Origin of the sequence: Acidocella sp. (genome assembly GCF_028687955.1) — a bacterium.
Lineage (GTDB): Bacteria > Pseudomonadota > Alphaproteobacteria > Acetobacterales > Acetobacteraceae > Acidocella.
On record NZ_JAQTZC010000002.1, the window covers coordinates 1 to 14,812 of the forward strand.

General features: G+C 64.5%; 16 protein-coding genes and 1 riboswitch. Of the genes, 10 read left to right on the forward strand and 6 right to left on the reverse strand.

Annotation, left to right across the window (positions count from 1 at the left end; all coding sequences use genetic code 11):
* Positions 1-122: 122 nt before the first annotated feature.
* On the reverse strand, positions 123-458 hold the full coding sequence (locus PHE40_RS00300) for a hypothetical protein (RefSeq protein ID WP_299956337.1): 336 nt from the start codon (positions 456-458) through the stop codon (positions 123-125).
* 48 nt (positions 459-506) lie between these two features.
* Positions 507-602: riboswitch (TPP riboswitch) on the forward strand.
* Between PHE40_RS00300 and PHE40_RS00305 the strand changes: the two genes are divergently transcribed.
* The 3 genes from PHE40_RS00305 (at position 592) to PHE40_RS00315 (ending at position 3,033) form a co-directional block, all read left to right on the forward strand.
* A complete protein-coding gene (locus PHE40_RS00305) occupies positions 592-1,551 on the forward strand; it encodes an ABC transporter substrate-binding protein (RefSeq protein ID WP_299956340.1) in 960 nt (319 codons plus the stop codon). Its footprint overlaps the riboswitch before it by 11 nt.
* Before the next feature lies 1 nt (position 1,552).
* Positions 1,553-2,287, forward strand: a complete 735-nt coding sequence (locus PHE40_RS00310; RefSeq protein ID WP_299956342.1) for an ABC transporter ATP-binding protein — start codon at positions 1,553-1,555, stop codon at positions 2,285-2,287.
* A complete protein-coding gene (locus tag PHE40_RS00315; RefSeq protein ID WP_299956345.1) occupies positions 2,284-3,033 on the forward strand; it encodes an ABC transporter permease in 750 nt (249 codons plus the stop codon). Before PHE40_RS00310 ends, PHE40_RS00315 begins: the two co-directional genes overlap by 4 nt.
* On the opposite strand, the gene PHE40_RS00320 is transcribed toward PHE40_RS00315, so the two are convergent.
* A complete protein-coding gene (locus tag PHE40_RS00320; protein ID WP_299956348.1) occupies positions 3,003-4,214 on the reverse strand; it encodes a DUF2125 domain-containing protein in 1,212 nt (403 codons plus the stop codon). The two genes, PHE40_RS00315 and PHE40_RS00320, sit on opposite strands and share 31 nt — an antisense overlap.
* An 86-nt stretch (positions 4,215-4,300) precedes the next feature.
* Here PHE40_RS00320 and PHE40_RS00325 point away from each other — a divergent pair, with 86 nt between their 5' ends.
* Genes PHE40_RS00325 through PHE40_RS00340 form a run of 4 tightly spaced genes read left to right on the forward strand, consistent with a single transcriptional unit; the run spans position 4,301 to position 9,117 of the window.
* Positions 4,301-5,245, forward strand: a complete 945-nt coding sequence (locus PHE40_RS00325) for a bifunctional riboflavin kinase/FAD synthetase (protein WP_299956351.1) — start codon at positions 4,301-4,303, stop codon at positions 5,243-5,245.
* A 3-nt stretch (positions 5,246-5,248) separates the two neighbouring features.
* The gene (gene ileS / locus PHE40_RS00330; RefSeq protein ID WP_299956354.1) at positions 5,249-8,068 is read left to right on the forward strand and encodes an isoleucine--tRNA ligase; all 2,820 of its coding nucleotides are present in this window, start codon (positions 5,249-5,251) and stop codon (positions 8,066-8,068) included.
* Complete coding sequence (gene lspA, locus PHE40_RS00335) at positions 8,065-8,553, forward strand: signal peptidase II (protein WP_299956356.1); 489 nt, start codon at positions 8,065-8,067, stop codon at positions 8,551-8,553. Before ileS ends, lspA begins: the two co-directional genes overlap by 4 nt.
* Positions 8,554-8,562: 9 nt before the next feature.
* A complete protein-coding gene (locus PHE40_RS00340; protein WP_299956359.1) occupies positions 8,563-9,117 on the forward strand; it encodes a DUF3035 domain-containing protein in 555 nt (184 codons plus the stop codon).
* Between the two features lie 137 nt (positions 9,118-9,254).
* On the opposite strand, the gene lysA is transcribed toward PHE40_RS00340, so the two are convergent.
* From lysA to argH, 3 genes are read right to left on the reverse strand one after another with little or no spacing between them, the layout of a single operon-like run.
* Positions 9,255-10,565, reverse strand: a complete 1,311-nt coding sequence (lysA, locus tag PHE40_RS00345; protein WP_299956362.1) for a diaminopimelate decarboxylase — start codon at positions 10,563-10,565, stop codon at positions 9,255-9,257.
* A 2-nt stretch (positions 10,566-10,567) separates the two neighbouring features.
* Entirely contained in the window at positions 10,568-10,693 is a 126-nt protein-coding gene (gene lptM / locus PHE40_RS00350) for an LPS translocon maturation chaperone LptM (protein WP_299956365.1), read from the reverse strand.
* Positions 10,690-12,132 carry an argininosuccinate lyase gene (gene argH, locus PHE40_RS00355; protein ID WP_408838206.1) on the reverse strand — a complete coding sequence of 481 codons (1,443 nt, stop codon included), beginning with the start codon at positions 12,130-12,132 and terminating at the stop codon, positions 10,690-10,692. The genes lptM and argH overlap by 4 nt, the downstream gene beginning before the upstream one ends.
* Here argH and PHE40_RS00360 point away from each other — a divergent pair.
* Positions 12,116-12,706 (forward strand): TlpA disulfide reductase family protein, encoded by a 591-nt coding sequence (locus PHE40_RS00360; protein WP_299956371.1) that lies wholly within the window; start codon positions 12,116-12,118, stop codon positions 12,704-12,706. The genes argH and PHE40_RS00360 overlap by 17 nt on opposite strands.
* 60 nt (positions 12,707-12,766) lie before the next feature.
* Here the strand turns inward: PHE40_RS00360 and secB are convergent, their stop codons facing one another.
* Complete coding sequence (gene secB, locus PHE40_RS00365; RefSeq protein ID WP_299956374.1) at positions 12,767-13,276, reverse strand: protein-export chaperone SecB; 510 nt, start codon at positions 13,274-13,276, stop codon at positions 12,767-12,769.
* Positions 13,277-13,344: 68 nt separating this feature from the next.
* Here secB and argC point away from each other — a divergent pair, with 68 nt between their 5' ends.
* Positions 13,345-14,250, forward strand: coding sequence for an N-acetyl-gamma-glutamyl-phosphate reductase (gene argC, locus PHE40_RS00370; protein WP_299956376.1), 906 nt, complete (start codon positions 13,345-13,347; stop codon positions 14,248-14,250).
* On the forward strand, positions 14,250-14,810 hold the full coding sequence (locus PHE40_RS00375; RefSeq protein ID WP_299956379.1) for a gamma carbonic anhydrase family protein: 561 nt from the start codon (positions 14,250-14,252) through the stop codon (positions 14,808-14,810). Before argC ends, PHE40_RS00375 begins: the two co-directional genes overlap by 1 nt.
* The last annotated feature ends 2 nt before the right edge of the window (positions 14,811-14,812 follow it).

Below are 14,812 nucleotides of genomic sequence, written 5' to 3' on the forward strand. Positions count from 1 at the left end.
TGCCCAGGTACTCTCCTGACTTCAACCCAATCGAAAAGGCGTTCGCCATCCTCAAACGGCAGAGATGCTTCTCAGAAAAATCCGTCGACGAGTTAATAACATGCCACTCTTAATTGGAAAAACTATAGAATTTCCTCGGCCGCGCGGCCGGCCACGATCGCCACAAGAAATGCATCAAGCGCGGACACCGTCATCGGCTTGCCCCGCCTCACACCCATGGCCGTGCCACCGGCCGCATCATTCGACCCGACGATCGTGACATGATCGAGCAGAAGCTCGGGGAAAGACAAAGTTGCGATGGCATGGCCTGCCTCATGGATCGATGCACGAAGGGGCAACTCTCGTGAGCCATGGGATTCCTCCCCAGTTATCACCATGAGCAAATCCTCAAAGAGAATCGAACGCCCGGCATTGCGCGCGTACCGCCGCGTGGTCCTGGGATATTCAAACTGACCCACTACTCAATTTCCAGCTCCCCTTGACGCCGGAGCAGAATCAATAAAAAGCTGCTCTTACCGGGGTGCCCGCAATCCGCTGGCTGAGATCAAACCCGCTGAACCTGTCTGGGTAATGCCAGCGAAGGGAGTGCATATGAGACTACACCGCCGTACCCTGTTGTCTGCCGCCACCGCCAGCGCCGCTCTGGCCGGTCCGCTTGCGCGCGCCGGAACACCGCAAAAATTCACCGTATTGCTGGATTGGTTCGTCAACCCTGACCACGCCCCGCTGTTCGCCGCCAAATATATTGGCGCCTATGCCCGCACGGGGCTGGATGTGGCGCTCATCGCGCCTACTGACCCGGATCTGCCGCCGCGCCTGCTCGCCGCTGGCAAGGCGGATGTGGCGCTCAGCTACCAGACCCAGCTTTACCTGCTGGTGGACCAGGGCCTGTCCGTGCGCCGCATTGGCACGCTGATCGACAAGCCCTTGAACACGCTGACCGCGCTGGGCGGCCGGGGCATTGCCACCCTGCATGATCTCAAGGGCAAGAAGATCGGCTATTCCATCGCCGGGGTGGAGGAAGTTCTGATCGGCACCATGCTGAAATCCGTTGGCCTGGGGTTGAGCGATGTCACGCTGGTCAATGTCAATTTCAATCTTGTCAGCTCGCTGCAAAGCCACGCGGTGGATGCCGTGATTGGCACCTACCGCACCTATGAGGATATTCAGCTGGCCCAGGCTGGGCTGAACCCGGTGATCTTTCTGCCCGAAGACTACGGTGTGCCACCTTCGGATGAACTGATCATGCTTGCTAATCTGAAGGCGCTGGGTAACCCGGCGCTGCCGCGCTTCCTCGCCGCGGTGAGGGAGGGGGCGGCGTATCTGGCCCTGCACGGCGATGCGGTGCTGGCGCAATTCCTGAAGGAGAATCCGAGCCTGAACGACAAACTCGACATCGCCTCCTGGCATGCGCTGCCGGGCGCTTTCGCGGCCGATCCCGCGAAACTCGATGCCCTCCGCTATATCCGCTACCGCGATTTCATGTTTGCCGCCGGGCTGATCAAGAAATCTCTGCCGCTGGATACCTACGCGGTGGAGATCAAGGCCTAAGGTGAATACGCCTCCCGGAATTCTGGTGCGGGATCTGTCGCTGAATTTCGGAGGCGTCACCGTTTTCGAGGGGCTGGGGTTCGAGATCGCGGCGCGAAAATTCACCGCGCTGCTGGGGCCGAGCGGCGTGGGCAAGACCACGCTGCTGCGCATTATCGCGGGGCTGGAAGCACCCGCCACGGGGCAGGTGGCGGCGAGCGACGGCGCGCCGCTGGCCGGGCGGATCGCCTATATGGCGCAGCAGGATTTTTTGCTGCCCTGGGCCAGCGCGCTGCGCAACGTGATGCTGGGCGCCACGTTGCGGGGGGCGAAGCCGGAGCCTGAGCGGGCCTTGCATCTGCTGGAGCGGGTCGGGCTGGGGGGGCAGGCAAAGGCGCTGCCGCAGACGCTCTCGGGCGGCATGCGCCAGCGTGTGGCGCTGGCCCGCACGCTCTATGAGGACCGGCCGATCGTGCTGATGGACGAGCCGTTTTCCGCGTTGGACAGCATCACCCGGCTCAGAATCCAGAATTTGGCGGCGGAGCTTTTGGCGGGGCGCACGGTGCTGCTCATCACGCATGATCCGCTGGAAGCCTGCCGCCTTGGCCATGCGTTGTTTGTGCTCTCCGGCACCCCGGCGCGGCTGGGGGCGCCGCTGCATGTGCCCGGCCCGCCGCCGCGCGCGGCGGATGATATTGCCCTGTTGCAGACCCAGGGGTCGCTGATGCGCACCCTCACCGAAGCCATCGCGCCATGAGGGGCGTTCGCCCGGCCACCACCTTCCTGGTGTTTCTCGGCCTGTGGTGGCTGGTGGCCCGCTATTCTTCCGTGCCGCCCTTCATGCTGCCACCGCCGGGTGATGTCGCCGCGGCGTTGTGGACGCAGCGGGGCCTGTTGCTGGGCAATACGCTGGTCACGCTGGCGGAAATCCTGCTCGGCCTGCTCTGCGGCACGGTGCTGGGTGGCATCGCGGCGCTGGGAATCGTGTTTTCCCCCGTGTTGCAGCGCTGGCTCATGCCGGTGCTGGTGGTTAGCCAGGCGATCCCGGTATTCGCGCTGGCGCCGCTGATGGTGCTGTGGTTCGGCTTTGGCATGGCGGCGAAAATCATCATGGCGATGCTGGTGATCTTTTTTCCCGTCACCGCCAATTTTGCCGATGGCCTGCGCCGCACGCCGCCCGGCTGGCTGGATCTGGCACGCACCATGAACGCTTCGCCCCTGGCCGTATTGCGCCATATCCGCCTGCCGGCCGGGCTGCCGGCCTTTGGCTCGGGTCTGCGCGTGGCCGCCGTCATCGCCCCCATCGGCGCGATCATCGGGGAATGGGCCGGGGCATCCTCGGGCCTGGGTTATGTCATGCTCAACGCCAATGCGCGCATTCAGACCCCGCTGATGTTCGCGGCGCTGTTCATTCTGGCGGCGCTCACCATCGCGCTTTATGTGCTGGTGGACCGCCTGCTGCGCCGCCTGCTCTACTGGGCGCCGGATACCACTGGCGGCTGAGACGCGGCGCCTGAACCGTCCCCCGGCGCCTGCGGCGTGGGGGCAGGCGGGTTCTCCAGCATGTTCCAGTCAATTTCTGGTAAATCCGCGGCTTTTTGGCCGTTGATGATCACGCTGCCCGCGCCGTAGACCAGATGCATGTTCAGCGCCTGCCCTTGCGCCGGGGTGCTGGAGAGATAAGGCGAGAGGCGCGCCTGGATCATGCCGATGGCGTTCTGCGTCTGCGGATAGGCGTTGGTGATGGCGGCGGAGAAAGCGTCGAGATGGTCCGCAGCGACATCGGCGCTGCCCTCGGGCTGGGTTTTGGTGTCAAACTTCACGGTGCCGCTGGCGTTTAGCGTGCTGGGGCCGATGGCCAGGGTGAGGCTGGCATTGGCATTGCCGCCCTGCGCTGCCCAGCCCTGCACGGCTTGCAGCGCGATTTTGCCGCGTTCGGCCGGGTTTGCCACCGGCACGGCGTTGAACTGGCTCACCAGCGCCTCCCCGTTGGCGGGAGCGGGGCCGGAGATGTTCAGTTTCAGCCCGATTTGTGTGATGGCGCCGCCAAAGGGGACCGAGGCCAGGCGCGTGAGCAAAGGCGAGAGCGAGATGCCCTTGATGGTCTCAGTGAGGCCAAGCGCCGTGGCGGCGGCGCCGGCATCGCGGTTGAAGCTGGCGTGGGCGGCGTAGCTATCGATATGGAGCAGCAGCAGGCTGCCGCTGCTGGCCAGGATGTTGATGTTGCTAGCAGAGGCGTCGCTCGCCTTGAAGGGGTCGATTTCCGCCGCCGCCAGGGCGTTCAGGTCAATCTGCTGGGTTAGCGCGATGCTGCCGAAGGTGACGGCGACATCGGCGCGCGGGGTGTTGATGCTGACCTGGCGAGGCAGGTTGTAGCGCAGCTCGCGCGGGTTGGCGGCGGCGATTTCCATGCCGAGACTCGGCAGCGTGACCGATATGGGGGCCTGGCTGGGGTTCGGCTGCACGGTGATCAGCACATTCGTGAGCGTGACATCGGCCACCAGCGGCGAGAGGCCGCGGTTGATGCGGGCGTAGCTGATTTTTACATCGCCCTGCGCTTGTATGCGGCTGGCCCAGTTGGCGAAGCCGGTCTGCATCCGGCCCTCCGCCCACCACCACAGCCCGAGCCAGACGGCCGCGAGGACCAATATGGCCATGCCCAAAACTCTGCCGATAAACCGCATGGTGCAAACTCCGTTCGGGCGATATCTGTGCCGCCATACTGCCTCACCCTTGACCTTTGGCCAAGCGTTGGGGCTTTTGCTGTGCCATGAGGATTTTCAAGGACTGGCGGGGCTTGCCCGCCGCCGCAAAAGGCGCCTGCGTGGCCCTGGGTAATTTTGACGGCGTGCATCTGGGCCATGCCGGGGTGCTGCGCGCCGCCCATGCGGCCAGGCCGGACGCGCCGCTGGCGGTGCTGACCTTCGAGCCGCACCCGCGCGAGTTTTTCCGCCCGCAGGACCCGCCGTTCCGCCTCTCCCTCTCGCCGGAGCGGGCCGAGGCTCTGGCGGGGATGGGGGTGCAGTTGCTCTATGAGCTGCCCTTTGATGCGGCGTTCTCTCATCTTTCCGCCGAACAGTTCTGCCGCGAGGTGCTGCACGAGGGCGTGGGGGCGGTGCATCTGGCCTGCGGCGGAGATTTTGCTTTTGGGCACCGACGCGGCGGCGATGTGGCGCTGCTGGCGCGCCAGGCGGAGGCCATCGGCATGGGTCTGAGTGTGGTGCCGCCGGTGAGCGACGCGCAGGGGCTGATCTCGTCCAGCCGCATCCGCCGCCTGCTACAGGACGGCTACCCAGGCTACGCGGCGATGTTGCTCGGCCGCCCCTATACCATTCGCGGCGAGGTGCGCCACGGCGATGCGCGCGGTCGCACCATCGGCTTCCCCACCGCCAATATTGCGCTTGGCCGCCATTTGGAGCCCGCGCGCGGCGTATATGCCGTAACCGTGCGGCTGCCGGGCGGGGCGGAGGTGAACGGTGTTGCCAATATCGGCCAGCGCCCGACCGTGGCCGGGGCGGAATCGCGGCTGGAGGTGCATCTGTTGGATTTTGAGGCTGATCTCTACGGTCAGGAGCTGAGCGTGGCGCTGCATCATTTTTTGCGCGAGGAACAGAAATTCCCCAGTTTCGAGGCGCTCAAGGCGCAGATCGCGCTCGATGCGGTGCAGGCGCGCGCCATGCTTGACAGAGATCAAAATCCGGCCAAACCCCTTTAGCCCATGACCGAAGCCCCGATGACCGAAGCAAAGCCCGACTATAAAGCCACCGTATTTCTGCCGCGCACGGAATTTCCGATGCGCGGGGATCTGCCAACCCGCGAGCCGGAGATGCTGCGCCGCTGGGAGGAGATGCGCCTGTGGGAGAAACTGCGCGCAGCCGGGCAGGGGCGTGAAGCCTTCATCCTGCACGACGGCCCTCCCTATGCCAACGGCAATCTGCACATCGGCCATGCGCTGAACAAAATTCACAAGGATGTTATCAACCGCGCGCAGCAGATGTCCGGGCGGGATGCCAACTACATCCCCGGGTGGGACTGCCACGGCCTGCCGATTGAATGGAAGGTCGAGGAGAAATACCGCGCCAAAAAGCTGGATAAGGACCAGGTGCCGGTTCTGGAATTCCGCCGCGAGTGCCGCGAATACGCGCAGCATTGGCTGGATGTGCAGGCGGAGGAGTTCAAGCGCCTGGGCGTCGCGGGCGATTGGGTGAACCGCTACGCCACCATGGATTTCGAATCCGAGGCGTGCATCGCGGGCGAGATCGGCAAATTCCTGCTCAACGGCGCGCTCTACCGCGGCCTGCGCCCGGTGATGTGGAGCCCGGTGGAAAAAACCGCGCTGGCCGAGGCCGAGGTTGAGTATTACGACAAAAAGGACACCGCGATTTATGTCCGCTTCCCCGTCGCGGACACGATCGCGCGCGGCGCCCCCGGCGAGGTGGCTGATCTGCTCGGCTGCGCCATTGTCATCTGGACCACGACGCCCTGGACCATTCCCGGCAACCGCGGCCTGGCGGTGGGGCATGAGCTTGATTATGTGCTGCTGCGGGTGGAGGCCATCGCCGATGGCAGCGCCGCGGTGGCGGGCGAAAAGCTGATCGTCTCCGAGGGCCTGCTGGAGGATTTCGCGGCAAAAACCGGCATTACCGCGCATAGTGTGCTGCGCAAATTTCAGGGGCGCGATCTCGAAGGCCTGTTGTTCAAGCACCCGCTGCACAGCGCCGATGCGGGGTATGATTTCGCCGTGCCGTTGATGCTGGGCGAGTTTGTCACCATGGAGGCGGGTACTGGCATTGTCCACATGGCGCCCGGCCATGGCGAGGACGATTTTCTGCTCTGCCGCGCGCATAACATCGCCGTGCCGGATACGGTGGCGGGTGACGGCACCTATTATCCCGCCGTGCCGTTGTTCGCGGGGCTGCATGTTTACAAAGCGGCGGGTCCTGTTTGCAACGCCTTGCAGGCGGCTGGGGCGCTGCTGCACCGGGCGGAGTTCGTGCATTCCTATCCGCATAGCTGGCGCTCGAAAGCCCCGCTGATCTACCGCGCCACGCCGAACTGGTTCATCCGCATGGATGGCGAGGAGCAGATCCGCGAAAAGGCGCTCGCCGCCATCGACGCGACGAAATTCGTGCCCGGGATCGGCCGCAACCGCATCCGCTCCATGGTGGAATCGCGCCCCGACTGGTGCATCTCGCGCCAGCGCGCTTGGGGCGTGCCGATTGCGATTTTTGTTGACAAAACCACGCACGAGCCGCTGCGCGATGCGGAGGTCATGGCCCGCATCGTGGAGATTTTCGCGGCCGAGAGCGCCGATGCCTGGTATGCCCGCCCGCCGCAAGATTTCTTGGGCGATAAGTACAAGGCCGAGGATTACGAGCAGGTGTTCGATGTCGTCGACGTCTGGTTCGAATCCGGCTCCACCCATGCCTTCGTGCTGGAGGCGCGCGGCCTGCCCTCCCCGGCTGATATTTATCTCGAAGGCTCGGACCAGCATCGCGGCTGGTTCCAGGCGTCGTTGCTGGAATCGGTGGGCACGCGCGGCGTCGCGCCGTTCAAGGCGGTGGTGACCGATGGCTTCGTGCTCGACGAGCAGGGACGCAAAATGTCCAAATCGCTCGGCAATGTCACCGCGCCGCAGGAGGTGAACGACAAATACGGTGCGGATATTCTGCGCTTATGGGTGATGAATGCCGACACCTCCGAGGATCTGCGCATCGGCCCTGAAATTCTCAAGCAGCAGGCGGAGCTTTACCGCCGGTTGCGCAATTCGCTGCGCTGGATTCTCGGCTCGTTGGATGGTTTTTCTGAGGCGGAAAAATTGCCGGAAGCCAAATTTCCGGAGCTGGAGCAATTCCTGTTGCACCGGCTGTGGGAGTTGAACCAAAAAATCCAGGCCGCCGTGTGTGGCCATGACTGGACTGGTGTGTACCCCGCCATCCATCATTTCTGCGCCACCGATCTTTCGGCGTTCTATTTCGATATCCGCAAGGATTCGCTCTATTGTGACCGGCCGGATGCTGTAAAACGCCGGGCATGCCGGAGCTTCTTGGATATTCTGCATCGCTGCCTCACCGCCTGGCTGGCTCCTGCGTTGCCCTTCACCGCGGAGGAGGCATGGGTCACGCGTTTTGGCGCGCAGGCGTCTGTGCATATAACGCAGTTCCCCGAAGTGCCCGATACCTGGCGCAACGACGCGCTGGCGGAGAGATGGCAGGATAAAATCCGCGCCGTGCGGGCTAATTTCACCAATGCGATCGAGCAGATGCGGCGCGAGAAGAAGGTGGGCTCATCGTTGCAAATCGCCTTGAGCATCCCCGAAAAATGGTCGTTTGGGCTGTCCGCCGGGGAATGGGCTGATGTCGTCATCGTCTCTCAGGTCGTTCTGGCCGTGGAGACTGAAAAACCGGATGACAGCATGGAGCTTCCCTTGCTCGCCTCCGGCGCCAAATGCGAGCGTTGCTGGAAAATTCTGCCGGAAGTGGGCGACAATGCCAGCCATCCCAGCTTGTGCATTCGTTGCTGCGAGGCTGTTGCGTGAACAAGCGCATCGCTGGATTTTCCCTTGCCGCCCTGGTGCTCGCGGCTGATCAGGGCAGTAAATACTGGGTGCTGCACGGCGCGCATCTGACCGACGGGCATATCCTCGTGTTGCTGCCGGTGCTCAACTTCGTGCTGGTGTGGAACCACGGCATCACCTTTGGCATGTTCGCGGGTGCGGGGGCCAAAATGTTGCTGGCCACCGTTGCCAGCGTTGTGATTTTCAGCCTGCTGGTCTGGCTGTGGCGGAGCAAAAGCTGGCTCACCAGCCTGGCGGTTGGTGCTATTTCCGGCGGGGCGATTGGCAATGTGGCGGACCGTTTGCATTATGGCGCGGTGGTGGATTTCATCCAGGCGCATATCGGCGGCTGGTCCTGGTATGTGTTTAATGTGGGCGATGCCGCCATCGTCTGCGGGGTTGCGGCGCTGATGCTGGAAAGCCTGTTTCAGCGCAAGCCAGTTGCCCCGAACGGCGCGCAGCGATAGGAAGAGGCCATGAGAATGAAAATCCCCGCCGCCTGCGCCATTACCCTTGCCATCGCCCTCTCGGGCTGTAGCAACAATATGAAGAAGACGTTCGGGCTGGAAGCCAACCCGCCCGATGCCTTCCAGGTTGGCACGCAGCCGCCGCTCTCCCTGCCGCCGGAACTGGGCGTGCTGCCCGCGCCAAACCCCGGCGAACCAAGGCCCCAGCAGGTGGACGCGGCGCAGCAGGGCGCTGATGCGCTGGATACCGCGAATGCGCTGACCACCGCCCCCACCACCCAGACCCCGGGCGAACAGGCGCTGCTGGAGCAGGCCGGCCCGGCGCCCAGCCCCGGCATCCGCGCGCAGGTGAACCAGAACGCGCTGATCGCCAGCAAGCCGCCCGGTTTTGTTGCCAAGCTCACCGGTAGCGGCCCGGTGCCCGCTCCGACCGTGGATGCCGCGGCCGAGCAACGCCGCTTGCAGGAAAACGAGGCCTTGGGCCAGCCGGTGACCACCGGCGCGACCCCGCAGGACTCAAACGTGAAACCGGGATTTTTTCAGAGCATCCTGAACGCGTTCTAATACCTGTCAGCCTTAAAGCTGACAGGTATGCGCGCGGGGCTGGTGGGGCGGCCGCGCGCAAAATCAAGAGCTTATACCAGCCCGCCACCAAACCCAGAGAGTCAAGCTCTTGGCGGGCTGGTATAAAACCCTGGCGCTCAGACGGGCACGGCCTCATCGGCCCATAGCTGGGCGATGGTCTGCCGAGGGGTGATGAGGTGGAAATGCCCACCGTCCACCAGCACGGCGGCGGCGCGCGGGCGGGCGTTGTAGCTGCTGCTCATCACCGCGCCGTAAGCCCCCGCATCCAGTATCGCGACGCGCGCGCCAGGCGCCATGGGCGGCATCGGCCGGTCCTTGGCGAAGCAATCCGCGGTTTCGCAGACCGGGCCGACGATATCAGCCGGTGAGACCGGATTTTGCAGCTGCGCCGCGCCGAGTGGTAAAATCCCGTGCCAGGCTTCGTAAAGGGCAGGGCGCATCAGATCGTTCATCGCCGCGTCCAGCACGATGAAGCGTTTGTCCCCGGCCTGTTTTTCCAGGATCACGCTGCTCAGCAGTATCCCCGCCGGGCCGACCAGATAACGCCCCGGCTCCAGCAACAGCCGCACGCCAAGCCCGCCCACCTCGCGCCGCACGGTGGCGGCGAAGGCGGCCAACGGCATGCCGGGTTCATCGCCATAGCCGATCCCCAGGCCGCCGCCGAGGTCGAGCACGCAGACCGCAAGCCCGGCCGCGCGCAATGCGCGCACCATGGCGGCGGCCTTGGCGTAGGCTTCGGCGTAAGGGGCGGGTGAGAGGATCTGGCTGCCGATGTGCAGCGCGATGCCCACCGGCTCCACCCCCGGCAGGCTTGCCGCCCGCGCGTAGAGGGCGGGAATATCCCGCGCGGCGATGCCGAACTTGTTGCCGGCGAGGCCGGTGGTGATCTTCTCATGCGTGCCCGCGTCCACATCCGGGTTCATGCGCAGCACCACCTTTGCGGTGCGGCTCATCCGCCCGGCGATGGCCGAGATCATCTCCAGCTCCTCGGCGCTCTCGACGTTGATCTGCCCAATCCCCGCGCCCAGCGCCTCGGCCAGCTCCACCGGCGCCTTGCCGACGCCTGAATAGACCACATCGGCCGCGGCGATTCCGGCACGCTGGGTACGAAGAAACTCGCCTAGGCTGACAACATCAGCCCCCGCGCCGAGGTGCCGGAAGATATTGAGCACGGCCAGATGGTCGTTGGCCTTCACCGCGTAATGCACATGCACGTTCAGCTGTTGCGCTTCCAGCGCCGTGGTCAGGGCGGCGTAGCGCGCGCGCATGCTCCCCGCGCCGTAAACCCATACCGGTGTGCCGTGCGCATCCGCGATGGCGTTCAGGGCCACGCCCTCAAAGCACAGACCGTCGCGGGCGTGCATGGAAAGGGCAGGGCGCGCGGCCAGAAGCTCCGGCAGACCCGCCGCTTGTGTTGCATCGGCCATGGTTATTGCGCCGGGTAGACGTGCGGGTAGGTCACGGACCCGGCCGGGCCGGGCGGGGAGGGTTCGCCCCGCCGCCCGCAGGCGGTGAGCGCCAGGCAAAGCATCAGAGCCACGGTGATTCGTTTCATGAAAGTTGTTCCAGCCATTTTGCCGCCTGCGCGCTCACATTCGCAGGCGCTGTTCCGCCATAACTCACGCGTGAGGCCACTGAGGCCTCGACGGTCAGCACATCAAAAATCTCCGCCGTGATACGCGCCTCGACGGAGCGCATTTCCTCAAGCGTGAGTTGCGCGATATCCACCCCCCTGGTTTCCGCCAGCCGGACGATCTGCCCAGTCACATGGTGGGCGTCGCGGAAGGGCATTTTCAGCACCCGCACCAGCCAGTCCGCGAGGTCGGTCGCGGTGGAGAAGCCGGAGCCCGCCAGCTCGGCCATGCGCGCGGTGTCGGCCTTCAGGTCGCGCACCATCCCGGCGGTGGCGGCGAGGCAGAGCGAGATGGCCTCGCTCGCGTCGAACACCGGCTCCTTGTCTTCCTGCATGTCCTTCGCATAGGCCATCGGCAGGCCCTTCATTACAGTCAGCAGCCCGAGCAGATGGCCGAAAATGCGCCCGGTCTTGGCACGGGTCAGCTCTGCGGCGTCCGGGTTGCGCTTCTGCGGCATGATCGAGGAGCCGGTGGTGAAGGCATCGGAGAGCGAAATCAGCCGGTAGGGCGAGGAGCACCAGATGATGACCTCCTCGGCGAAACGCGAGAGGTGCATCGCCAAAATGGAGAGCGCGGAGAGATACTCCAGCGCGAAATCGCGGTCGGAGACGGAATCGAGCGAATTGGCGGTCGGGCGTGCGAAGCCCAGCGCCGCCGCGGTCGCGAAACGGTCAATCGGGAAGGAGGTTCCAGCCAGCGCCGCGGCACCTAGAGGGCATTCGTTGAGGCGGCGGCGGGTATCGGCAAGCCGTCCGGCGTCGCGCGCCAGCATCTCAACATAGGCCAGCAGATGGTGCCCGAAGGTGACCGGCTGCGCCGTTTGCAGATGCGTGAAGCCCGGCATCACGCTGCCCGCATGTTCCGCCGCGCGCGTGGCCAGCGCCAGCATTAAATCTTTCACCTGCGCGCTCACATCGTCGATCGCGCGGCGCACCCAAAGGCGGAAATCCGTCGCCACCTGGTCATTACGGCTACGCCCGGTATGCAGGCGCCGCGCCGCCTCGCCGATGCGCTCAGTCAGCCGCACCTCCACGTTGGTGTGGATGTCCTCCAGCGTGTCCGAAAATTTAAATGTTCCGGCCCCGATCTCGGCGGCGATCTCCGCCAGACCGGCGTCAATGGCGGCAACGTCCTCATGAGTCAGGATTTTTTGCGCGCCCAGCATGGCCGCATGCGCGCGGCTGCCGGCGATATCCTCGGCCCATAAACGGGAATCAAACCCGATGGATACATTAATCGCTTGCATCACGGCGGCGGGTCCGGCACCAAACCGGCCACCCCATTGCAGTTTCCCGGTCGTTGGAGTCTCGCTTTTGTCCGTCAAACCCGTTCGTCCATTGTTGATGTCCCGGCGATCCATTATCGCCGCCGCCGCTGGTCTAGCCGCCGCCGCGGGCTGGGGCAAATCTTCCGCGGCCCAGATCGCGGAATCGGACCTGCCGGATGCCGCGGCGGCGATGATCCGGATGGCCCCCGTCACCGCGCCGCCGATGGTGTTCACCAATGCCAAGGGCAAACACCTCAGGCTGGCGGATTACGCCGGGCACCCGCTGCTGGTGAACCTGTGGGCCACCTGGTGCGGCCCGTGCGTCGCGGAGCTGCCCACCTTCGCGATGCTGGCGCCCAGGCTGAAGGCCAGCGGTACGCTGATTCTCCCCGTGTCGATCGACATGGAGGGCGCCGCAGCGGTGGCGCCGTTTTATGCCAGCCACGGCATCACGGATCTACCCATCCTGCTCGACCCCAACGGCGACAATATGAATGTGCTGAATACTGACGGTATCCCCGTCACCATCGTTATCAATGCCGCCGGCCAGCTGGTGGCGCGGCTTGATGGGGCTGCGAACTGGAATACCGATGCGGTGGTGGAATTCATGCAGGGCCTGGGGGGCAAACGCCCTGCCGTGAAGAAGAAAATTTTCATCCCCGTGTAGCGGCCAAATAAAAACGGCGCACCGTGAGGCGCGCCGTTTGGGCTTGTCCACCGGAGCCGTTTAATGTGTCTGCGCGGTTTCGGCGTTCGCGGCAGCGGCCTGGCCACGGCGGGAATGCCATAGTCCGACGAAGTCAATTGGCCCGAGCATCACCGGCGGGAAGCTGCCGTCGCGGGTGATATCGGCCAGGATGTTGCGCGCGAAGGGGAAGAGCAGGCGCGGGCATTCCACCAGGAGCACAGGCTCCTGCTGGTTTTCCGGGATTTCATGCAGCGTGAACACGCCGGCATACACCAGGTCCGCGAGGAACACGATCACCGGCTTTTCCTCGGCGGCGCCGTTGGGGGCTTGGGCAATGCTGCCCTCGGCGCGAATCGCCAGCGCGACCTCGAACACGTCCTGACCCTCCTGAATGCGCTTGACCTGCACATCCAGGTTGATGTTGACGGCTGGGGCGGCGCGCAGCTGGGTATAAATCGCGGGCGCATTCGGCACCTCGAAGGAAAGATCCTTCGTGTACTGGATGTTGAGGGCGAGAGGCGGCTGGGCCGGGGGAGCGGATTCTGACATGCGTAAAGTTTCCTGTTATTAGTACGCGCCCGCCTAGCACAGCGGCAACGCCATGATAAGAGAAGGTTATGAGCGCACGTATTTTTATTGACGGACAAGCCGGCACCACGGGTCTGGGCATCGTGCAGCGGCTGCGCGGCATGCCGGGCATAGAGTTGATCACCTTGGAGGAGGCTTACCGCAAGGAGCCAAAAGCCCGTGCCGAGGCCACGGCCGGGGCCGATGTCACCATACTTTGCCTGCCAGATGATGCGGCGCGCGAAGCGGTGGAGTTGGCCCCGCCCGGCGCGCGAATCCTGGATGCGAGCACCGCGCACCGCATTGCCCCCGGCTGGGTGTACGGTTTTGCGGAGCTGGATTCCGCCCAGCCGGGCAAAATCGCCGCCGCCACAAGGGTTGCCAACCCTGGCTGCTATGCCACCGGCGCCATCGCCCTGCTGCACCCGCTCATCCAGGCTGGGTTGCTGCCGCACGGCCAGCACCTGAGCATCAACGCCGTCTCGGGGTACTCAGGTGGCGGTAAGGTGATGATCGCCTCGCACGAGGCTACCAACGGGCCCGCGTTTGAGCTTTACGGCCTGGGTCTGGCGCATAAGCACATTCCTGAGATTATGGTGCTCTCCGGCCTTTCGCGCCGGCCTTTGTTCGTTCCCTCGGTCGGGCATTTCGCACAGGGCATGCTGGTGTGCATTCCGCTGTTCCTGGACCAGCTTCCCGGCACCCCCACCGCGTATGAAATTTCCGAGGCGTACCGCGAGCATTACGGCCACGCGCCCGATATCATCACCCATCCCGGAATTTACGGCGGCACGCTGGAGCCAGACGCCCTGAACGGCACCAACCAGCTCGAAATTTTTGTCTGCGCCAACGGCGCTTTCGAGCAGGCGGTGCTCATCGCGCGGCTGGACAATCTCGGCAAAGGCGCCTCCGGCGCCGCCGTGCAGAACCTAAAACTCATGCTCGGAGACAGCTGATGCCCGAATCCTATATTCCCTCCAAACCCTCGGGTTTGCTCTACGCCCTGGGCGGCGTTGCGCCCCAGATTCATCCCACCGCCTGGATCGCTCCGACCGCCGTGCTGATCGGCGACGTGCGCGTTGGCCCCGGCGCCAACATCTGGTTCAACTGTGTGCTCCGCGCGGACACCAACCCCATCATCGTCGGCGCCCGCAGCAACATTCAGGACGGCACGGTCATTCATGTTGACCACGGCGAATACCTCACCGACATTGGCGAGGATGTGACCATCGGCCACGGCGCCATCGTGCATGCCTGCAAATTGCACAATCGCGCGTTCATCGGCATGGGCGCCACCGTGCTGGACGGCGCGGTGGTCGAGGAGGCCGGGTTGCTCGGCGCGCGCGGCCTGCTCGGCCCTGGCAAACGCATCGGCGCGCAGGAACTCTGGATCGGCAGCCCCGCCAAGCTCTCGCGCGTGATGACCAGCGCCGAGCGCGCTAGCTGGGATGAAACCGTGCCGCATTACCTCGGGCTGGCGGAGATGTTCCGCAACGGCTTGGCCGAGGCCGGCTAACC